The sequence below is a fragment of the Paenibacillus sp. FSL R7-0297 genome, assembly GCF_038009025.1.
Classification (GTDB): domain Bacteria; phylum Bacillota; class Bacilli; order Paenibacillales; family Paenibacillaceae; genus Paenibacillus_AQ.
The window spans coordinates 5,006,185-5,019,863 of the sequence record NZ_JBBPAQ010000001.1; the positions used below are offsets into that span (position 1 = coordinate 5,006,185).

Annotated in this window: 14 protein-coding genes; 2 read left to right on the plus strand and 12 right to left on the minus strand. The window is 51.9% G+C overall.

What is annotated here, in order from left to right; translation table 11 throughout:
• Positions 1-306 precede the first annotated feature (306 nt).
• Entirely contained in the window at positions 307-972 is a 666-nt protein-coding gene (locus MKZ24_RS21835; RefSeq protein ID WP_042236291.1) for an HAD family hydrolase, read from the minus strand.
• Between the two features lie 121 nt (positions 973-1,093).
• Here MKZ24_RS21835 and MKZ24_RS21840 point away from each other — a divergent pair, with 121 nt between their 5' ends.
• The gene (locus tag MKZ24_RS21840) at positions 1,094-1,579 is read left to right on the plus strand and encodes a DUF6803 family protein (protein ID WP_039291493.1); all 486 of its coding nucleotides are present in this window, start codon (positions 1,094-1,096) and stop codon (positions 1,577-1,579) included.
• A gap of 232 nt (positions 1,580-1,811) precedes the next feature.
• A complete protein-coding gene (locus MKZ24_RS21845; RefSeq protein ID WP_340786385.1) occupies positions 1,812-2,489 on the plus strand; it encodes a DUF1796 family putative cysteine peptidase in 678 nt (225 codons plus the stop codon).
• Here the strand turns inward: MKZ24_RS21845 and MKZ24_RS21850 are convergent, their stop codons facing one another.
• The 11 genes from MKZ24_RS21850 to MKZ24_RS21900 all read right to left on the minus strand — a co-directional run bounded on the left by MKZ24_RS21850 (position 2,490) and on the right by MKZ24_RS21900 (position 13,673).
• On the minus strand, positions 2,490-3,875 hold the full coding sequence (locus tag MKZ24_RS21850; RefSeq protein ID WP_042236288.1) for a sensor histidine kinase: 1,386 nt from the start codon (positions 3,873-3,875) through the stop codon (positions 2,490-2,492).
• Positions 3,865-4,578: a response regulator transcription factor gene (locus MKZ24_RS21855; RefSeq protein ID WP_231637866.1), complete on the minus strand. Its 714-nt coding sequence runs from the start codon at positions 4,576-4,578 to the stop codon at positions 3,865-3,867. Before MKZ24_RS21855 ends, MKZ24_RS21850 begins: the two co-directional genes overlap by 11 nt.
• 147 nt (positions 4,579-4,725) lie before the next feature.
• On the minus strand, positions 4,726-5,919 hold the full coding sequence (locus tag MKZ24_RS21860) for a cell wall-binding repeat-containing protein (protein WP_340786388.1): 1,194 nt from the start codon (positions 5,917-5,919) through the stop codon (positions 4,726-4,728).
• 74 nt (positions 5,920-5,993) lie between these two features.
• Positions 5,994-7,352, minus strand: a complete 1,359-nt coding sequence (locus MKZ24_RS21865; protein WP_340786390.1) for a glycoside hydrolase family 64 protein — start codon at positions 7,350-7,352, stop codon at positions 5,994-5,996.
• Between the two features lie 343 nt (positions 7,353-7,695).
• The gene (msrA, locus tag MKZ24_RS21870) at positions 7,696-8,208 is read right to left on the minus strand and encodes a peptide-methionine (S)-S-oxide reductase MsrA (RefSeq protein ID WP_039292646.1); all 513 of its coding nucleotides are present in this window, start codon (positions 8,206-8,208) and stop codon (positions 7,696-7,698) included.
• A 95-nt stretch (positions 8,209-8,303) separates the two neighbouring features.
• Positions 8,304-8,738, minus strand: coding sequence for a GNAT family N-acetyltransferase (locus MKZ24_RS21875; RefSeq protein ID WP_340786394.1), 435 nt, complete (start codon positions 8,736-8,738; stop codon positions 8,304-8,306).
• A gap of 22 nt (positions 8,739-8,760) precedes the next feature.
• Entirely contained in the window at positions 8,761-9,342 is a 582-nt protein-coding gene (locus MKZ24_RS21880; RefSeq protein WP_340786396.1) for a TetR/AcrR family transcriptional regulator, read from the minus strand.
• A 171-nt stretch (positions 9,343-9,513) separates the two neighbouring features.
• Positions 9,514-10,539 carry a Gfo/Idh/MocA family protein gene (locus tag MKZ24_RS21885; protein ID WP_340786399.1) on the minus strand — a complete coding sequence of 342 codons (1,026 nt, stop codon included), beginning with the start codon at positions 10,537-10,539 and terminating at the stop codon, positions 9,514-9,516.
• Between the two features lie 38 nt (positions 10,540-10,577).
• The gene (locus MKZ24_RS21890; RefSeq protein ID WP_340786402.1) at positions 10,578-11,666 is read right to left on the minus strand and encodes a Gfo/Idh/MocA family protein; all 1,089 of its coding nucleotides are present in this window, start codon (positions 11,664-11,666) and stop codon (positions 10,578-10,580) included.
• Positions 11,663-12,439, minus strand: a complete 777-nt coding sequence (locus MKZ24_RS21895) for a sugar phosphate isomerase/epimerase family protein (RefSeq protein ID WP_340786405.1) — start codon at positions 12,437-12,439, stop codon at positions 11,663-11,665. The genes MKZ24_RS21890 and MKZ24_RS21895 overlap by 4 nt, the downstream gene beginning before the upstream one ends.
• A gap of 70 nt (positions 12,440-12,509) precedes the next feature.
• On the minus strand, positions 12,510-13,673 hold the full coding sequence (locus MKZ24_RS21900) for a Gfo/Idh/MocA family protein (protein ID WP_340786408.1): 1,164 nt from the start codon (positions 13,671-13,673) through the stop codon (positions 12,510-12,512).
• Positions 13,674-13,679: the final 6 nt, after the last annotated feature.

Sequence of the window (13,679 nt, forward strand, 5' to 3'; positions counted from 1 at the left end):
AACGTGATAAGCACAATCCTCATGGCATCCGTTAACGGGGATGGGTCGGTGGCATTTACAGCCTCACTAACAGCAGGAGGGTTCAGTGTCACGGCTGCAAAGGGGTAACATCCGGCTGGTCTCTGTAAGAAGCTCTCACCTTGCACTTCTCTCTCTGGTCAGTCCTGGGAGGATATCCTGTCTCTGGTCATTGCCTTAGATATGGTGTTGCTGGTTACATAATACTGAATGCCTTTGCTATAAGTCAATACCTCAATGTAAAAATAGTTGTATGCCGCTGCCCCCCCGGCAATCTATCCGTTACTATCATTCACTTGAAATCCGTGAAATAATCTTACCCGTTTCTTCAACCGTAGGAGCAATATAATCCGCTCCGGCAGCTGATAATTCCTCCTCCGAACCGTAGCCGAATAACACGCCAATGGAGGGCACACCGCAGGCCTTCGCCCCGATAATATCATGCTCCCGGTCCCCGATCATCACCGCCTGTGCGGCAGGAATATCATTCTGGTCCAGCACATACTGGATCACCTCGCGCTTCTTCGAGCGTGTCCCGTCCAGATTGCTGCCAGCGGTGAACCTGAAGAAGTGATCCAGCTTGTAATGGCGGAGAATTTCCTCAGCAAAGACCGTGGGCTTGGATGTCGCCACATACAGGCTGAACCCCTGATTCCGCAGGTTCTCCAGTAACTCCGGAACCCCTGGGATCACATTGTTCTCGAACATGCCTAGCGTCCGGTAACGCTCCCGGTAGAAGTCCACGCCCTGCAGGGCAGCTTCATGTGTCAGACCCTGGATGTGAACAAAAGAATCGTAGAGCGGCGGCCCGATATACGGGATTAGCAGGTCGGGATGCTCCACCCCGATCCCTAACTTATGCAGTGCATATTCCACGCATTTGGTGATGCCTTCTTTGGGGTCGGTTAATGTGCCGTCCAGATCAAATAAAATATGATGCAACGCGTCCTTCACTTCCGTTCGTGCTCCCTTCCTGTTTAACTTTTATCCATCATACCTTCCTTTCTTCATACTTTCCACACACTTATCTACTAACATCACTATGTAAGCTATATTTGAATTTGGAGGATGTAACATGAACATGACGCATTATATGTCCCTGCTGGCGGACAATCAGCCATGGAATCTGATTCTTTTTATGGCGATTCCCGTGATTTTTGCCGAGACGATTACGGTTACGGAGTTTATTATTCTGTTCACCAAGAAGCTGAACGGGCCGCTCCGAGCGTTCAACCGGGTATGTAGTATTCTTGCCGGACTCTATTTCACCGGAGTTTTCCTGTACTTGTTCCCTACCGCCTTCATTCCGCTCACCGCAAATGGTGAATGGCACACCTGGGTGGATGTGGTTGCGGTAAGCTTTTATCTGAGCGGAGTCATCTTCCTGCTGCCTCTGGCCCTGCTGGATCTCGGTCTCATCGCCCGCAAACGCAGTGAAGAGAGCAAGCTTAAGCTGCATTTCCTGCTGATCAGCGGCTTCCTCGTTGTTGCCCACATCGCTATGATCTTCGGGATGGTGAATCCGGAAATTATGGGCGGAATGGCTGGCATGAGCCACTAAGAGTTGAGTCACCTAAGTTTATAAAAGATTGACAGGTGTCCGGGGAGACTATAGAAATAGCTGCCCGGGCGCCTTTTGGTTTTCATTACGCACAAACCCCTCAGAATGAAATCGCCTCTCAGCTATCCGAAGCATGTGTACCGCTGAATTTTGTCTCATCCGTCCAATCAATCCCGGAGCATCTCGTATATGATTTACTAACGATGAAGTCTGGATAGAGATGGGTGAATTCATGAAACTACAAGACGTCAAAAAGGACTATGGACTGATCGTCAGCTTAGGTTCATCTTGTGCGCCAGCAATTAACCTGAAGAGATACGGTCTACGTAAATTCTCAATGCCTCTAGACTGGATGATTTCGTATTCACTGGCAGACGTCAACCGGCTTCTAAAGAATGAGTTCAAGAACTTTATGGATTTCAGAAATCTGCATCCGTTGGATGAGACTCATTTTTTGCTGGATGATGGAGATCCCGTATATTTGGATCATTCCAGGAACAATCTGTCACCATCCTATTTCATACGGGACTCTCTGTATAACATCATCTCTGCCCACGATTTCCCGATTATTCCAGGTCAGGGCTGGAGCGCTTCCTATCCCGCCTACAGACTGAAGCTGGAATACCGGGTCGGCCGGTTCTGGAACAGTCTGCTCAGCAGCGACAATAGTTTATTTATCAGATGGTTTGCAAGCGCTGAACAGGTACTGGAGCTGCATAGGATATTATCAAAACTTTTAGACAACAAGAAATTCACAATACTCATCCTAAATCCCATACCCGGCCTTACCCTAACAAGAGAAGCGGAATGGGGTATCGGCAATGTCTGCGTTCTGGAAGTGCCCGGCGATATGAATGATTATGCGAATTGGGATTACATCCTCCAAGGGATAAGTCTAAATCATTCTTAGTTATCTCTTAAAAGTAACCTCACAGCGTGTTCCTACGCCGACCTTACTTGTAAATACAATCGTACCGCCGAGCAGCTCGACCAGCTTGTTCACAATTGAAAGCCCGAGGCCGGAGCCTCCGTATTGCCGCGAGCGGGATTTCTCTACCCGGTAAAAACGGTCAAAAATAAAGGGAAGCTCCGCCTCCGGAATTCCGATTCCCGTATCCTCTACAACAAATATTGCTGAGTCCGGAGTGAATCTTAGATTCACCTTGATCTGTCCCTTTTCGGTATAGCGGACAGCATTCTCCAGCAGATTCATCACAATTTGCTCCATCCGTTTGCCATCGCCTAATACCCTCACGTCCTGCCCGCCATCGTACGACGCTGTCAGCAGCAGACCTTTCTCCTTCGCCGGTAATTCCACCCTGCGGACCGCCTGATCCACGATCTGTCTGAGATCGACCTGTTCCAGGTTCAGTGGAATTCTGCCCTCTTCCATCTTGGCCAGCTCGAACAAGTCGTCGACCAGATGCTGCAGCCGGTGCGCTTCCTGATCGATGATGTCGAGATACAGTCCCTTCTCTTCCTCCGTCTCATACAACCCGCTCTTCAATACCTTGGCATATCCCTGCAGGTAAGTAATCGGTGTCCGCAGTTCATGTGAAATGTTAGCGAGGAATTCCTGTCGGGTATCCCTGTAACGCTGCAGATCAACGGCCAGATCGTTAATGGCTCCTGCGAGGAAACCAATCTCATCCTTACCGCGGATGGTAAGGCGTGTCTCCAGTTCACCGGCGGCGATCTTGCGGGTGGCTCTCTGCATCTGCAGAAGCGGACGGGACAGGACCACGGCAATAATCCAGGTGATGCCGAGCGCCAGAAGGAATGCGCCGATCCCGGCAAGCAGCAGTATATTACGTACTGAGGCCAGCGATTCTTCCATATTCGTGGTGGAGGACATCACATATAGCGCCGAACTGACACCTTCACTGCCCGAGATAGGCTGACCAGTAACGAAATAACGGTGCCCCTCTGGATCTTTGTACAGGAAGCTGACCGTTTTGCCGTTGAAAATATCAGTTAGATCCCCGGTTCGGATAAACGCCCTGTCCGAAGAATCGTGAACGCCTGAATGGAGATTCGTATGGCCGTCGGGAAGTATGTTAAATATACTGACATTAGAGAATTCAGCAAACGTCGTCATCATCTGGCTGGTCGTGGATTCCTTGGACTGGGCCATGACCGTGAAATGGGAGGCGAGCTCCTCCGTTTCCGTCTGCATTTCGTTGTAATAGAAGCTGGTGAACATCCTGTCGATCACCATGCCCAGCGACAGCAGCACGATCAGGAATACGGACATGATGACCAGCCCAAGCTTGGAGCCGATGATATTATGTTTCATCCGGACTACCCGTGACCTGGAATTTATAACCGAGGCCCCATACCGTTTGCACCGGATTATACGCCAGTCCCGCTCTCTGCATCTTTTCGCGGATATTCTTGATGTGGGTGTCGATGACCCGGGTTTCACCGCCGTAATCGTTGCCCCATAACCGTTCGACCAGCTCATCGCGGGTGAATACCCGTTGTCCGCTGCGCGCAAGCAAGGCCAGGAGATCGAACTCTTTTAACGTAAAATCAACATTCTTTCCCTGTACACGCACCTCGCGTGCCTCCGGGTAAATCCGCAAATCGGGGTACTCCAGTACTTCTTCCTGGGGTGCCAGTGACTGCGTCAGTGCAGAGCGGCGGAGCAGCGAATGTATCCGGGCCAGCAGCTCCTCCGGCTCAAACGGCTTAGTCAGATAATCATCCGCGCCGATGCCAAGACCCTGCACCTTATCCTTAATCTCCGAACGCGCGGTGAGCATCAGGATGGGGATATGGCTCTGCTCCCGGATCACACGGCAGACCTGCCAGCCATCCATGTCAGGCATCATCACATCGAGCAGTATCAGATCAAACGCGTGCTGCCCCGCCATGCGGATGGCTTCCTGCCCCGTGGCCGCTTCCTTGGTGGTGAAGCCCTCGTTCAGCAGATATATACGCAGCAAATTCCGCATATTCCATTCATCGTCTACTATAAGTATTTGAGATTTGGACAAGCCGTTCACCCTTTTTTGTGGAATGGTTAATCGTTCGTGCATTCATTATACCCAAGTGGGAACGGTTATGCCGTTCTTTTGGGGTGAGGTCCGTTTCCGCGAAAAAAGAGCAAGCCGACAGCGGGTCCCGCTGCCGGCTTGCTCTGTCTAATGCCCCGAGTGCGGATTGTCACCGGAGGCGGAGGAAATTTCCAGCATGTCATCGATCTCACTCTGCGCCGCGGCGCTGATCGTTGCTGCATCGCCAGTCAGCCAAGCGTGATTATACGGGCCTTCCGCCGGTGAATCCTTGAATTTGGGCTGCAGCTCCATCGTATAATTCATCAGAGAATCCGGCAATCCGTCCTGCTTCATGAAGACCAGCGGCGCGTGTTTGCCCAGATGGGAGAAGGGGGCTGCGGCAATCGCAAGCATCGTTGAATCCGTAGTCAACAAGGACAGATTATGTCCGGGAGCAGTGATTCCCCAGCCGAAGCCGTTCGCCGTATCCTTGAATTTGGCAAAGGCAATGGCATTCTCATAAGGATCCTCTCCCGCTATACGCGTAACCGTTCCGTATTGCTTAAGCTGCTCTTCCACATCAGCTGAAATGACAGATTGGGGACCGAGAATGTAGATTGCTGCACTGCCGCCGCGTTCCTTGAGCGCGTCTGTTGTTGCAGCCGGGATTTCGCTACTTCTCACATATAGTAAAGGTTCTGGCATATGGGCGATCCAGTTCACAGCCGGGAGGGTATATTCAGGACTATCCACCGATCCGATAATTACACTCTGCGGCAGCTCGCCTGACACTTTCGCATAGTAAGCATCAATAGCGCCTGCCACTGCGGCTGGATCATCCCCTTCAATCTTGTCCAGCTTCAGATTAAGCGAGCTGAGCTGCGACTCGACAGCTTCAGACGAAGGACCGACAATTACAACCTGAATGCCGTCATTGCCGTCCGCACCAAGCGGCTTCAGCCGCTTCAATTCAGTAAGAGTCTCATCCGGCACACCATCTTGGGTGAAAAAGAGCACCGGACCGTTGTTCGGATGGTGGATCAGGTCCGTGCTTACCGCCGCAATCTGCCAGTTATCCACACTTGTCAGGACTACAGACGATGGCCGGTTGCCCTTCGTTTCAGCCGTCCATAAGGTCCGGGAGACCAGTACAGCCGCCTGAACAGGGTCAGAGGAGTTAATCCGTGTTGTATTCTTGGTAGCGATCCATGGCGTGGTTACCGCTGTTTGTGCAGGGATAGCGCTTGATTCTTCCTTGTTATCCGCGCCCGGGCTGCAACCCGCCAGTATAGCTCCAAGCAGCAGGATAAAGGTAGCCGTCAGTAGTCTTTTCTTCATCATTGTCCCTCCATTCAAGTTGCTCTAGCGAATACCTAGAAGTGTAGAGGACAAATGTGTAGAAAGAATGAAGCTGCTTACCAGGCCACGCGGATAATCAGGCCTTTGGGATCGCCGACTTCGAGATAGGCCGCCTGGCCGTTGACATCATCATAAGGGAAGCCGTAAGCCAGCCCGCTAATGCTGTGATCATGCCAGAACTTCGCATAGTAATTGGCTGGAGCCGCTTTGTAATAGTCCGCGACATTGTTCCAGTTGCCGGAGGTGTAGACATGGCGGTTAATGGCAGCGCTGGTGGCAGCATCAATGAGCGAGCCATCGTTGCGGAGAATATCCTGGGTGCTGTAGCTGGAATAACCTGCGAAATAATTGCTGTTGGCCCCGCCGGCTTTAAACGATCCATGGACAGGAGCGATAATACGGTAAGGTGCCTGATCCGTAGCAAGTGATTTAAAGGCGGATGGCACTTCATTCTGGTATTTGCTGAAGATTCCGGCACGTGTCTCCGATTCCAGCTCGCCTACGGTTTTATCATAGCCTCCAGACAGGCCAACCAGCCGGTGCTGGATCGGGAAACCGAAGGCATCTACGCGCGTCGTGTTGCCGTGATAGCCTGTAGCATCCACCGTGAATTCAACGAAGTCGAAATAGAGATTACGGTTAGGGTCGGTTGGATTATCAATATCCGGTCCGGCAAAGCCGTCATCATAAGTCTTGATGTACAGCGGCGTGCCTACGCTGAGGAACATGCGGCCGGAGGTGATTTTGGGCATCGTTACCCAGGAAGCCTGACTTACGGTATGGTAGATATTCGCGTAATTCACGCCGTTTTTGGTCAGATGGCCGGAGGCATCATTCAGCGCATTAGAGATTGGCAGCAGATTGCCGCTCAGATCCAGATAACTCCATTTGCCGTTGGCCGGATTGATGCCGATCACACCCCAATATATCTGGTTGTCAGGATAGGCCCCGCCCGTGCCGTTCATGACCTTCACCGACACGGAACCTCCCGGCGGGGTGGGAATGGAAGAGGCGGCTATGGAATAGATCGAAGCAGAGGAACCCCCAGGCGGGGTGGTCGGCGCCGTTCCGGCGGTATACGTAAACCAGCCGGTATCATATGCCGGTGTTCCATTGTTGTACGTGAAGAAATAGGATAGAACGGTTCCGCTGGCAACGCCTGTGACCACCTGCTCATATCGGGCTTTGCTGCTGTTGTAGGTTGTACGGTAATTCAGCTGCGTTCCGGAATTGACCTTGTAATGTACATCCACCCAACTGGTGCTTACTGTAGATTTGAACCAGATTGTCGCTGTAGTTCCCGACAAATCTACTCCCTGTGTATAATCAGCGGCGGCAGCTTTGGAACCAAAGAAAGGCAGGCAAGAGAGCAGAAGCACGAACGCAAGCATGGACATTAGCCATTTTTTAGGCATCGTAATATTCCTCCTTAATTATATTGGCATTGCTATAATCATTACCTTTGGCAACCGGAAGCTACAGACAGATCATTCAGCATTTCAGAAAGCCTCCACCCTCCTCCATTCCCCGGATCAAAGCCAGAATCATGTATAATTGTATGCGTTTACAAATATGATTATAGTAGGGCAAATCTTCATTTAGTAGGCTCAAAATTTCGGATTTAGGTTCCCATTTTTTGGTTTTATGACTTAATTTCTTCCGTTTCACCTCTAGAGCGCTGCAAAAATAGCAAAAAGCCCTCAATCCCCAGATGCCAGGTGATTAAAGGCTTTTCTAACCTTATTTCATTTTCCGCTTTTACCAGTGCTGCGAAATAAAGGTATCCCGTCCGGATTGCTCACGGTCCTCTTTATAATGCTTCGGATTCTTCTTGTGATAGTCCTGATGATAGTCCTCAGCCGGATAGAAATGGGGTGCAGGCAGAATCTCCGTCACCACAGGAAGCTCAAATCTGCCGCTGACCGCCACTTGCTCCCGGGAGGCCAAAGCCGCCAGCCGCTGCTCTTCATTATAGTAGAATACCGCTGTCCGGTACTGTGTTCCGCGATCCTGAAACTGTCCGCCGTCATCCGTCGGATCAATCTGCGGCCAGAACAGCTCCAGCAGTCTCTCGTAGGGGAAAAGTGCCGGATCAAACGTAATCTGAACCACCTCATAGTGACCGGTTGTCCCTGTCTTGACCTGTTCGTATGTAGGATTCTCTACCGTGCCTCCGGCGTACCCCGATACAATTCCGTGAATTCCGGGAAGCTCTTCAAACGGTGTAACCATGCACCAGAAGCAGCCTCCGGCAAACATTGCCTGTTCCATAAGCTTAATCCCTCTCCCTGTCTCTCATCTGCAATTCATATATTAACACATGTACTGAAGATAAGGCCTGCTGGTCATAAAGTCAATTTGAGAGATTAGACCTGCAAGCTTTTAACCATAATGACGTGGGGGATTCCATCTTCCATAAAGACAGCCGAGGAAGTCTCATAGCCCAGCTTATGATAAAAGCCTTCGGCCTGCTTCTGGCCATGCAGCTTGGCTTGCCGGAGTCCTTGCTCTACAGCCATTGCCTCCAGTGTGCCGATAATTACGGACCCTAGCCCGCTTCGGCGGTACGGGGCCAGCAGACAAATCCGCTCCAGCTTGGCCCATCCGTCCACAACCCGCAATCTGGCTGTCCCTACTGGAGCCTCCTCCGCCTCATGAAACACCAATATATGCTCTGCCTGGCTCTCATAATGATCAAATTCATCAGCCAGCGGTACGCCCTGCTCCTCCACAAACACTTCACGTCTGATCCGGAATGCCTCTTGTAATCCTGCTTCATTCGTAACCTTGTCTACACGCATATCATCCTGCCTCCCTTTCCGGTTAAGATTGCTTAATGCCCGCCCAGAAAATCCCCCAGATATCCTCCAGGCGCTGTTCAAATTCCTCTTGCTTGTAAAAAAACATCTGCATGGCGATCCCGTCAAGCAAACAGTAATAAGCCGAGAGCAGACTATCTGCCCGCTGCTGCCGTATGATCCCCGTGTTCATGCCTTCCTCAAAAATCGCCCGGTACAATACAGCGGAACGCTGCTCCATCCCCGCAATCTGCGCCTCCAGCAAGTCCTGGAAGAAAGGAGGCGGAAATTGCACGGCCATTTTATAGAATGCGGTCAATACCGGGTGCTCCACTTTGTAATAATAGTTCTTATACATAATCTCACGCAGCTTCATCTCTATAGGTGTATCCCTGAGGCCCTTATACAGCTGTTCAAGAAATTCATAGTAATGCCGGGCCATTTCGCCGAAGGCGGCCATGAACAAATCTTCTTTTTTCGGAAAATAGGTGGCAATGGATTGCTTCTTAATCCCTACCGCCTGGGCTATGCCGGCCAATGATGCTCCTTCAAAGCCCTTCTCGGCAAATTGTGCACATGCAGCCTGCAGAATCGCGTTAGCAGTCATCTCTCAAGCCCCCCTGACGATCGTCAGGTAATTATCACATGCAGATTATAATTTGTCAATTGGGTGGTTACCTGCCTTGTATTCCCGTTACAGCACGCAAAAAAAAGGATCACAGCACGTGATCCTTTCTCCCTGGCTATCAAGAATGTATGATCTCACACATGTCCAGTACTACACATACTGTCCTGCCGTCAGACCCGTTCTGCCCGCCGAGGACTTGTAGATTCCATCGATCAGCTCCAGCGCCTTAATGCCCTCTGCTGCGTCAATCCAGAACTTTCGGCTATCACGGATGTGGGCATAGAAATCATGAATTAACCGTGAATGTCCGGTCCCCCAATACGATTTACCTCCGGTGCTGCCAGTTGCCGGTTCGCTGAGCAGCGTCTCTTGCCCGTCCTTCAACAGATACAGGCAATCCCTACGCTGCAGCAGCGTTCCCTGCTCGAAGACCAGCTCCAGTTCAACGGGAGAATTCACCCCATAAGCATTGGTTCCGTAAAAGAGTCCGCGCACCTTATTCTTGAAGCTGATGCAGGCATGTGCACTATCTTCCACCTCAATAACATCATTCAGCACATCAGTGGTAACACTTCCCTTCACGGAAGAGATTTCACCGCCGAACCATTGCAGCAGATCCAGAGTATGAATAGTCTGGTTGATGAGCACACCTCCGCCTTCAGTAGCCCAGCGGCCTCTCCAGCTGCTATTCTTGTAATAATCTTCACTCCGGGTCCAGGTAACCACCCCTTTCATACAAATGAGGGCTCCCAGTTCGCCGGAATCTATCATCGTCTTGATCCGGACCGAAGGGTCATTGTAACGGTTCTGGAAGACTACACCGAGTTGCCCCTCCGCTTGATCCGCTGCTGCCTGCATTAACCGGGCTGAAGGTACATCCAGCGCCATCGGCTTCTCGGTTAATACATGTTTGCCGGCCTTCAGCAGTTCCACCGCCATCCCGGCATGCAGATGATGGGGCGTGCACAAATGGACAATTCCGATATCTGCCCGCTCCAGAAGCTGCTTGTAATCCGTCAAGCCCTCACATCCGTAATCCTGGGCGGATTGCGCTGCCTGAACGGGATCACTGTCCACCACGGCCAGCAGCCGCGCATAATCTATAGAAGCAATGGCCCTGGCATGCAGCGGAGCAATCGCACCACAGCCGATAATCGCTGCTCCAATTGGATTCATCTTATACACCTTCCGTTCTTCTGATAGCTGTGATGCAACTATTTGAGAGTATCCGGGGTCAGATTGAGCGCTTGCCGCTGCGCCTCCAGGCATAGTTCGGCCGCTTTGAAGGCATGCTCCTGGGTCATGGCATTTTCTGTACGCTGCAGGCAGTCCATGATCAGCTCACCGAAGAACGGGAAGCCGATTTTGCCGGCCACATGCTCATAATGTTCCCCCCCACGGTCCACATAGTAGACATGGTCAGGCGTGCTGGAGCGGCCAATATCGCTGTATTTGCGCAGCTCGATATACCCTTCGGTGCCCATAATAATCGTCCGGCCATCGCCCCAGGTCCCTAATCCTTCCGGAGTGAACCAGTCCACGCGGAAATATTGGGTTGCCCCGTTATCGCCCACCAGCGTGGCATCACCGAAATCCTCCAGCTCCGGGTAAGCCGGATTGTTATAATTGGCTACCTTACTGTGCAATATCTTGGCATCGCGGCAGCCGGCGTAGAACAGGAACTGTTCAATCTGGTGGCTGCCAATATCACAGAGAATGCCGCCGTATTTATCGCGCTGGAAGAACCAGTCCGGACGGCTCGGCGCATTTAACCGGTGAGGCCCCATTCCAATTACCTGAAGTACACGCCCGATCGCACCCTGTTGCACAAGCTGACCTGCATACACAGCACTCTCCACATGCAGTCTCTCACTGAAATAAGTCATGTATTTCTGCTTCGTCTGTTCCGCCTGAGTCCGTGCTGCCGCCAGCTGATCGAGTGAGGTGAACGGTGTTTTGTCCGTGAAATAATCCTTGCCGTGTGCCATGACGCGCAGACCCAGCGGACCACGCTCTGACGGAATAGCCGCCGCCGCTACGAGCCGGACTTCAGGATCTTCGAGAATCTCTTCAGCCGAGCGTGCGGCCCGGACGCCGGGATAGGTGTTCTGGAACACTTTTACCTTCTCCGGGTCAGGATCGTATACCCATTTCAGCTGTGCTCCTGCTTCCACAAGCCCGTTGCACATCCCGTAAATATGCCCATGATCCAGCGCCAGTGCGGCAATTACGAATTCACCCGGCCCCACCACAGGCTTGGCCTCATGCACAGGGGCATACATCATCCCATCCTTGCGGCTCATGCCTCAACCTCCAGCTTGGCGTGCAGATAGTTCAGACTAATCTCCAGGCTCTCAAACGGATCACGCTGGCACACATCCTGCTCCACGATATGCCATTCCACACCTGTCTTGCGGCAGGCTTCAATAATCGCTCCGTAATTCATGTTCCCCTGGCCGATTTCGGCAAAAATCGGTTTACGCGACAGAACCGTCATATCTTTGAAATGCACGGCCTGCATTCTGCCTTCCACTTTATGAATCCACTCTACAGGATCGCCGCCGCCTGCCTGAACCCAGTACAGATCCAGCTCAAAGCCGAACACCTCCGGATCACTTTCCTGCAGCAGAATTTCCATACCAGTCATACCTTCGAAACGTTCAAATTCAAAATCATGATTATGATAGACAAATTGCAGGCCATACTGCTCCTTCAGGGTACGCGCAATACCGGATGCCAGCTTGGCAAAGGTGCGGTATCCTTCCTGGCTGGTCTGATACTCTGCCGGCAGTGCGCCAAGGCCGATGTACTTGCAGTTCCACAGCTTATGTTCAGCCGCGAGCGCATCCAGATCATTCACCAGCCGGTTCCAGGGGACATGCGTTGCACATATTTTCAAGCCGTATTCATCCGCATACTCCTTCACCAGCTGGGAGTCAATGGGTCCAATCCCCGAGATCTGCACGGCCTGGTAGCCAATTTCACTCACCTTCCGCAGACTTTCTCTTAACCCATCCGGGCTCTGGTTAAATTCACGTAAGGTATACATTTGTGCGGCAATCGTTGAACGCTCCATTTCATTCATCCACTCCTAGATTAGTTTGAATTGGTTAGATGATGCTATACCTGCAGATTAAAGAGTGATGCTAGTGGGTTCCCGATACATCCAGGGCTTTCTGGCTGACAGGCGCCTTTTGAAAAGTAGAGTTCTGCACCTGCACCATCAGCTTCTCGTGGAACAAGTCGCTGTCGAGCGGCAGGTCTACCCAGTTATCGGTCCATGCTGACAGGTACATCGCATTGGACAGTGTCAGTCCGTGAATCCCCTCTTCTCCAGGCGCCAGGAGAGGCTCGTCATGAAGAATGGCATTGGTGAAATTACGCAGAATGCCTTTATGCTGATCTCCTTCACCAGGGGCAACCGGAATCTCGCATTTCCAGCACTCGGGTGCTCCGAATCCTCCTGTAAATTCAGCATTGAACTGCGGCTCCGGTGTGCGCAGGCGGAAGAACGTAAGCTTCCCGTCTTCGATTATGATTTTACCGTTGTCGCCTGTGATCTCGAACCGGTTAGTGCCCGGCGCTTCCCCTGTGGTGGTGATGAACAGCCCCGTTGCGCCGTTCTCATATTCCACATAGGCAGTCACATCATCCTCCACTTCAATATTGCGGTACTTCCCGAAGTGGCAAAAAGCCCGTACCCGCTTCGGCATCATTCCGGTCGTCCACTGCCAGAGATCCAGCTGATGCGGGTCCTGGTTAAGCAGTACGCCGCCCCCTTCTCCGCCCCAGGTCGCCCGCCAGCCGCCGGAGTCATAGTAACTCTGAGAGCGGTACCAATTGGTGATAATCCAGTTCGTCCGCCGGATCTCTCCAAGCTCTCCTGACTTGATCAGCTCTCTCAGCTTCTGGTAGAGCGGGTTCGTCCGCTGGTTGTACATAATGCCGAACTTGCGGTCAGACTTCGCAGCAGCGTCGTTCATCTCCTGAACAGCTTTGGTATACACACCTGCGGGCTTCTCTATCAGAACATGCAGCCCGTATCCCAGTGCCTCAATCGCCAGCGGCGGATGATCATAATGCGGTGTAGCAATCAGCACGGCATCGATGGTCCCCGACTTGAACAATTCTTCCGGCGACAGGAACCGCTGCACGCTATCCGGCAAATGCTCTTCCGCCCAGTCCAGCCTTTCCGGGTTGCTGTCACAAACGGCTGCCAGCTCGGCCCCCTTAATATCACTCAGCAGGCTTTGCGCATGCGCTCGCCCCATATTGCCCACTCCGATAATGCCAAATCGTACCTTTTCCATCTCCCA

What these genes read in the sequence shown, in the direction of transcription:
- MKZ24_RS21840 (WP_039291493.1), top strand. Translation starts at nt 1,094, where the DNA reads ATGAACATGACGCATTATATGTCCCTGCTGGCGGACAATCAGCCATGG.
- MKZ24_RS21845 (WP_340786385.1), top strand. Translation starts at nt 1,812, where the DNA reads ATGAAACTACAAGACGTCAAAAAGGACTATGGACTGATCGTCAGCTTA.
- MKZ24_RS21850 (WP_042236288.1), bottom strand. Translation starts at nt 3,875, where the DNA reads ATGAAACATAATATCATCGGCTCCAAGCTTGGGCTGGTCATCATGTCC.
- MKZ24_RS21860 (WP_340786388.1), bottom strand. Translation starts at nt 5,919, where the DNA reads ATGATGAAGAAAAGACTACTGACGGCTACCTTTATCCTGCTGCTTGGA.
- MKZ24_RS21865 (WP_340786390.1), bottom strand. Translation starts at nt 7,352, where the DNA reads ATGCCTAAAAAATGGCTAATGTCCATGCTTGCGTTCGTGCTTCTGCTC.
- msrA (WP_039292646.1), bottom strand. Translation starts at nt 8,208, where the DNA reads ATGGAACAGGCAATGTTTGCCGGAGGCTGCTTCTGGTGCATGGTTACA.
- MKZ24_RS21875 (WP_340786394.1), bottom strand. Translation starts at nt 8,738, where the DNA reads ATGCGTGTAGACAAGGTTACGAATGAAGCAGGATTACAAGAGGCATTC.
- MKZ24_RS21880 (WP_340786396.1), bottom strand. Translation starts at nt 9,342, where the DNA reads ATGACTGCTAACGCGATTCTGCAGGCTGCATGTGCACAATTTGCCGAG.
- MKZ24_RS21885 (WP_340786399.1), bottom strand. Translation starts at nt 10,539, where the DNA reads ATGAATCCAATTGGAGCAGCGATTATCGGCTGTGGTGCGATTGCTCCG.
- MKZ24_RS21890 (WP_340786402.1), bottom strand. Translation starts at nt 11,666, where the DNA reads ATGAGCCGCAAGGATGGGATGATGTATGCCCCTGTGCATGAGGCCAAG.
- MKZ24_RS21895 (WP_340786405.1), bottom strand. Translation starts at nt 12,439, where the DNA reads ATGGAGCGTTCAACGATTGCCGCACAAATGTATACCTTACGTGAATTT.
- MKZ24_RS21900 (WP_340786408.1), bottom strand. Translation starts at nt 13,673, where the DNA reads ATGGAAAAGGTACGATTTGGCATTATCGGAGTGGGCAATATGGGGCGA.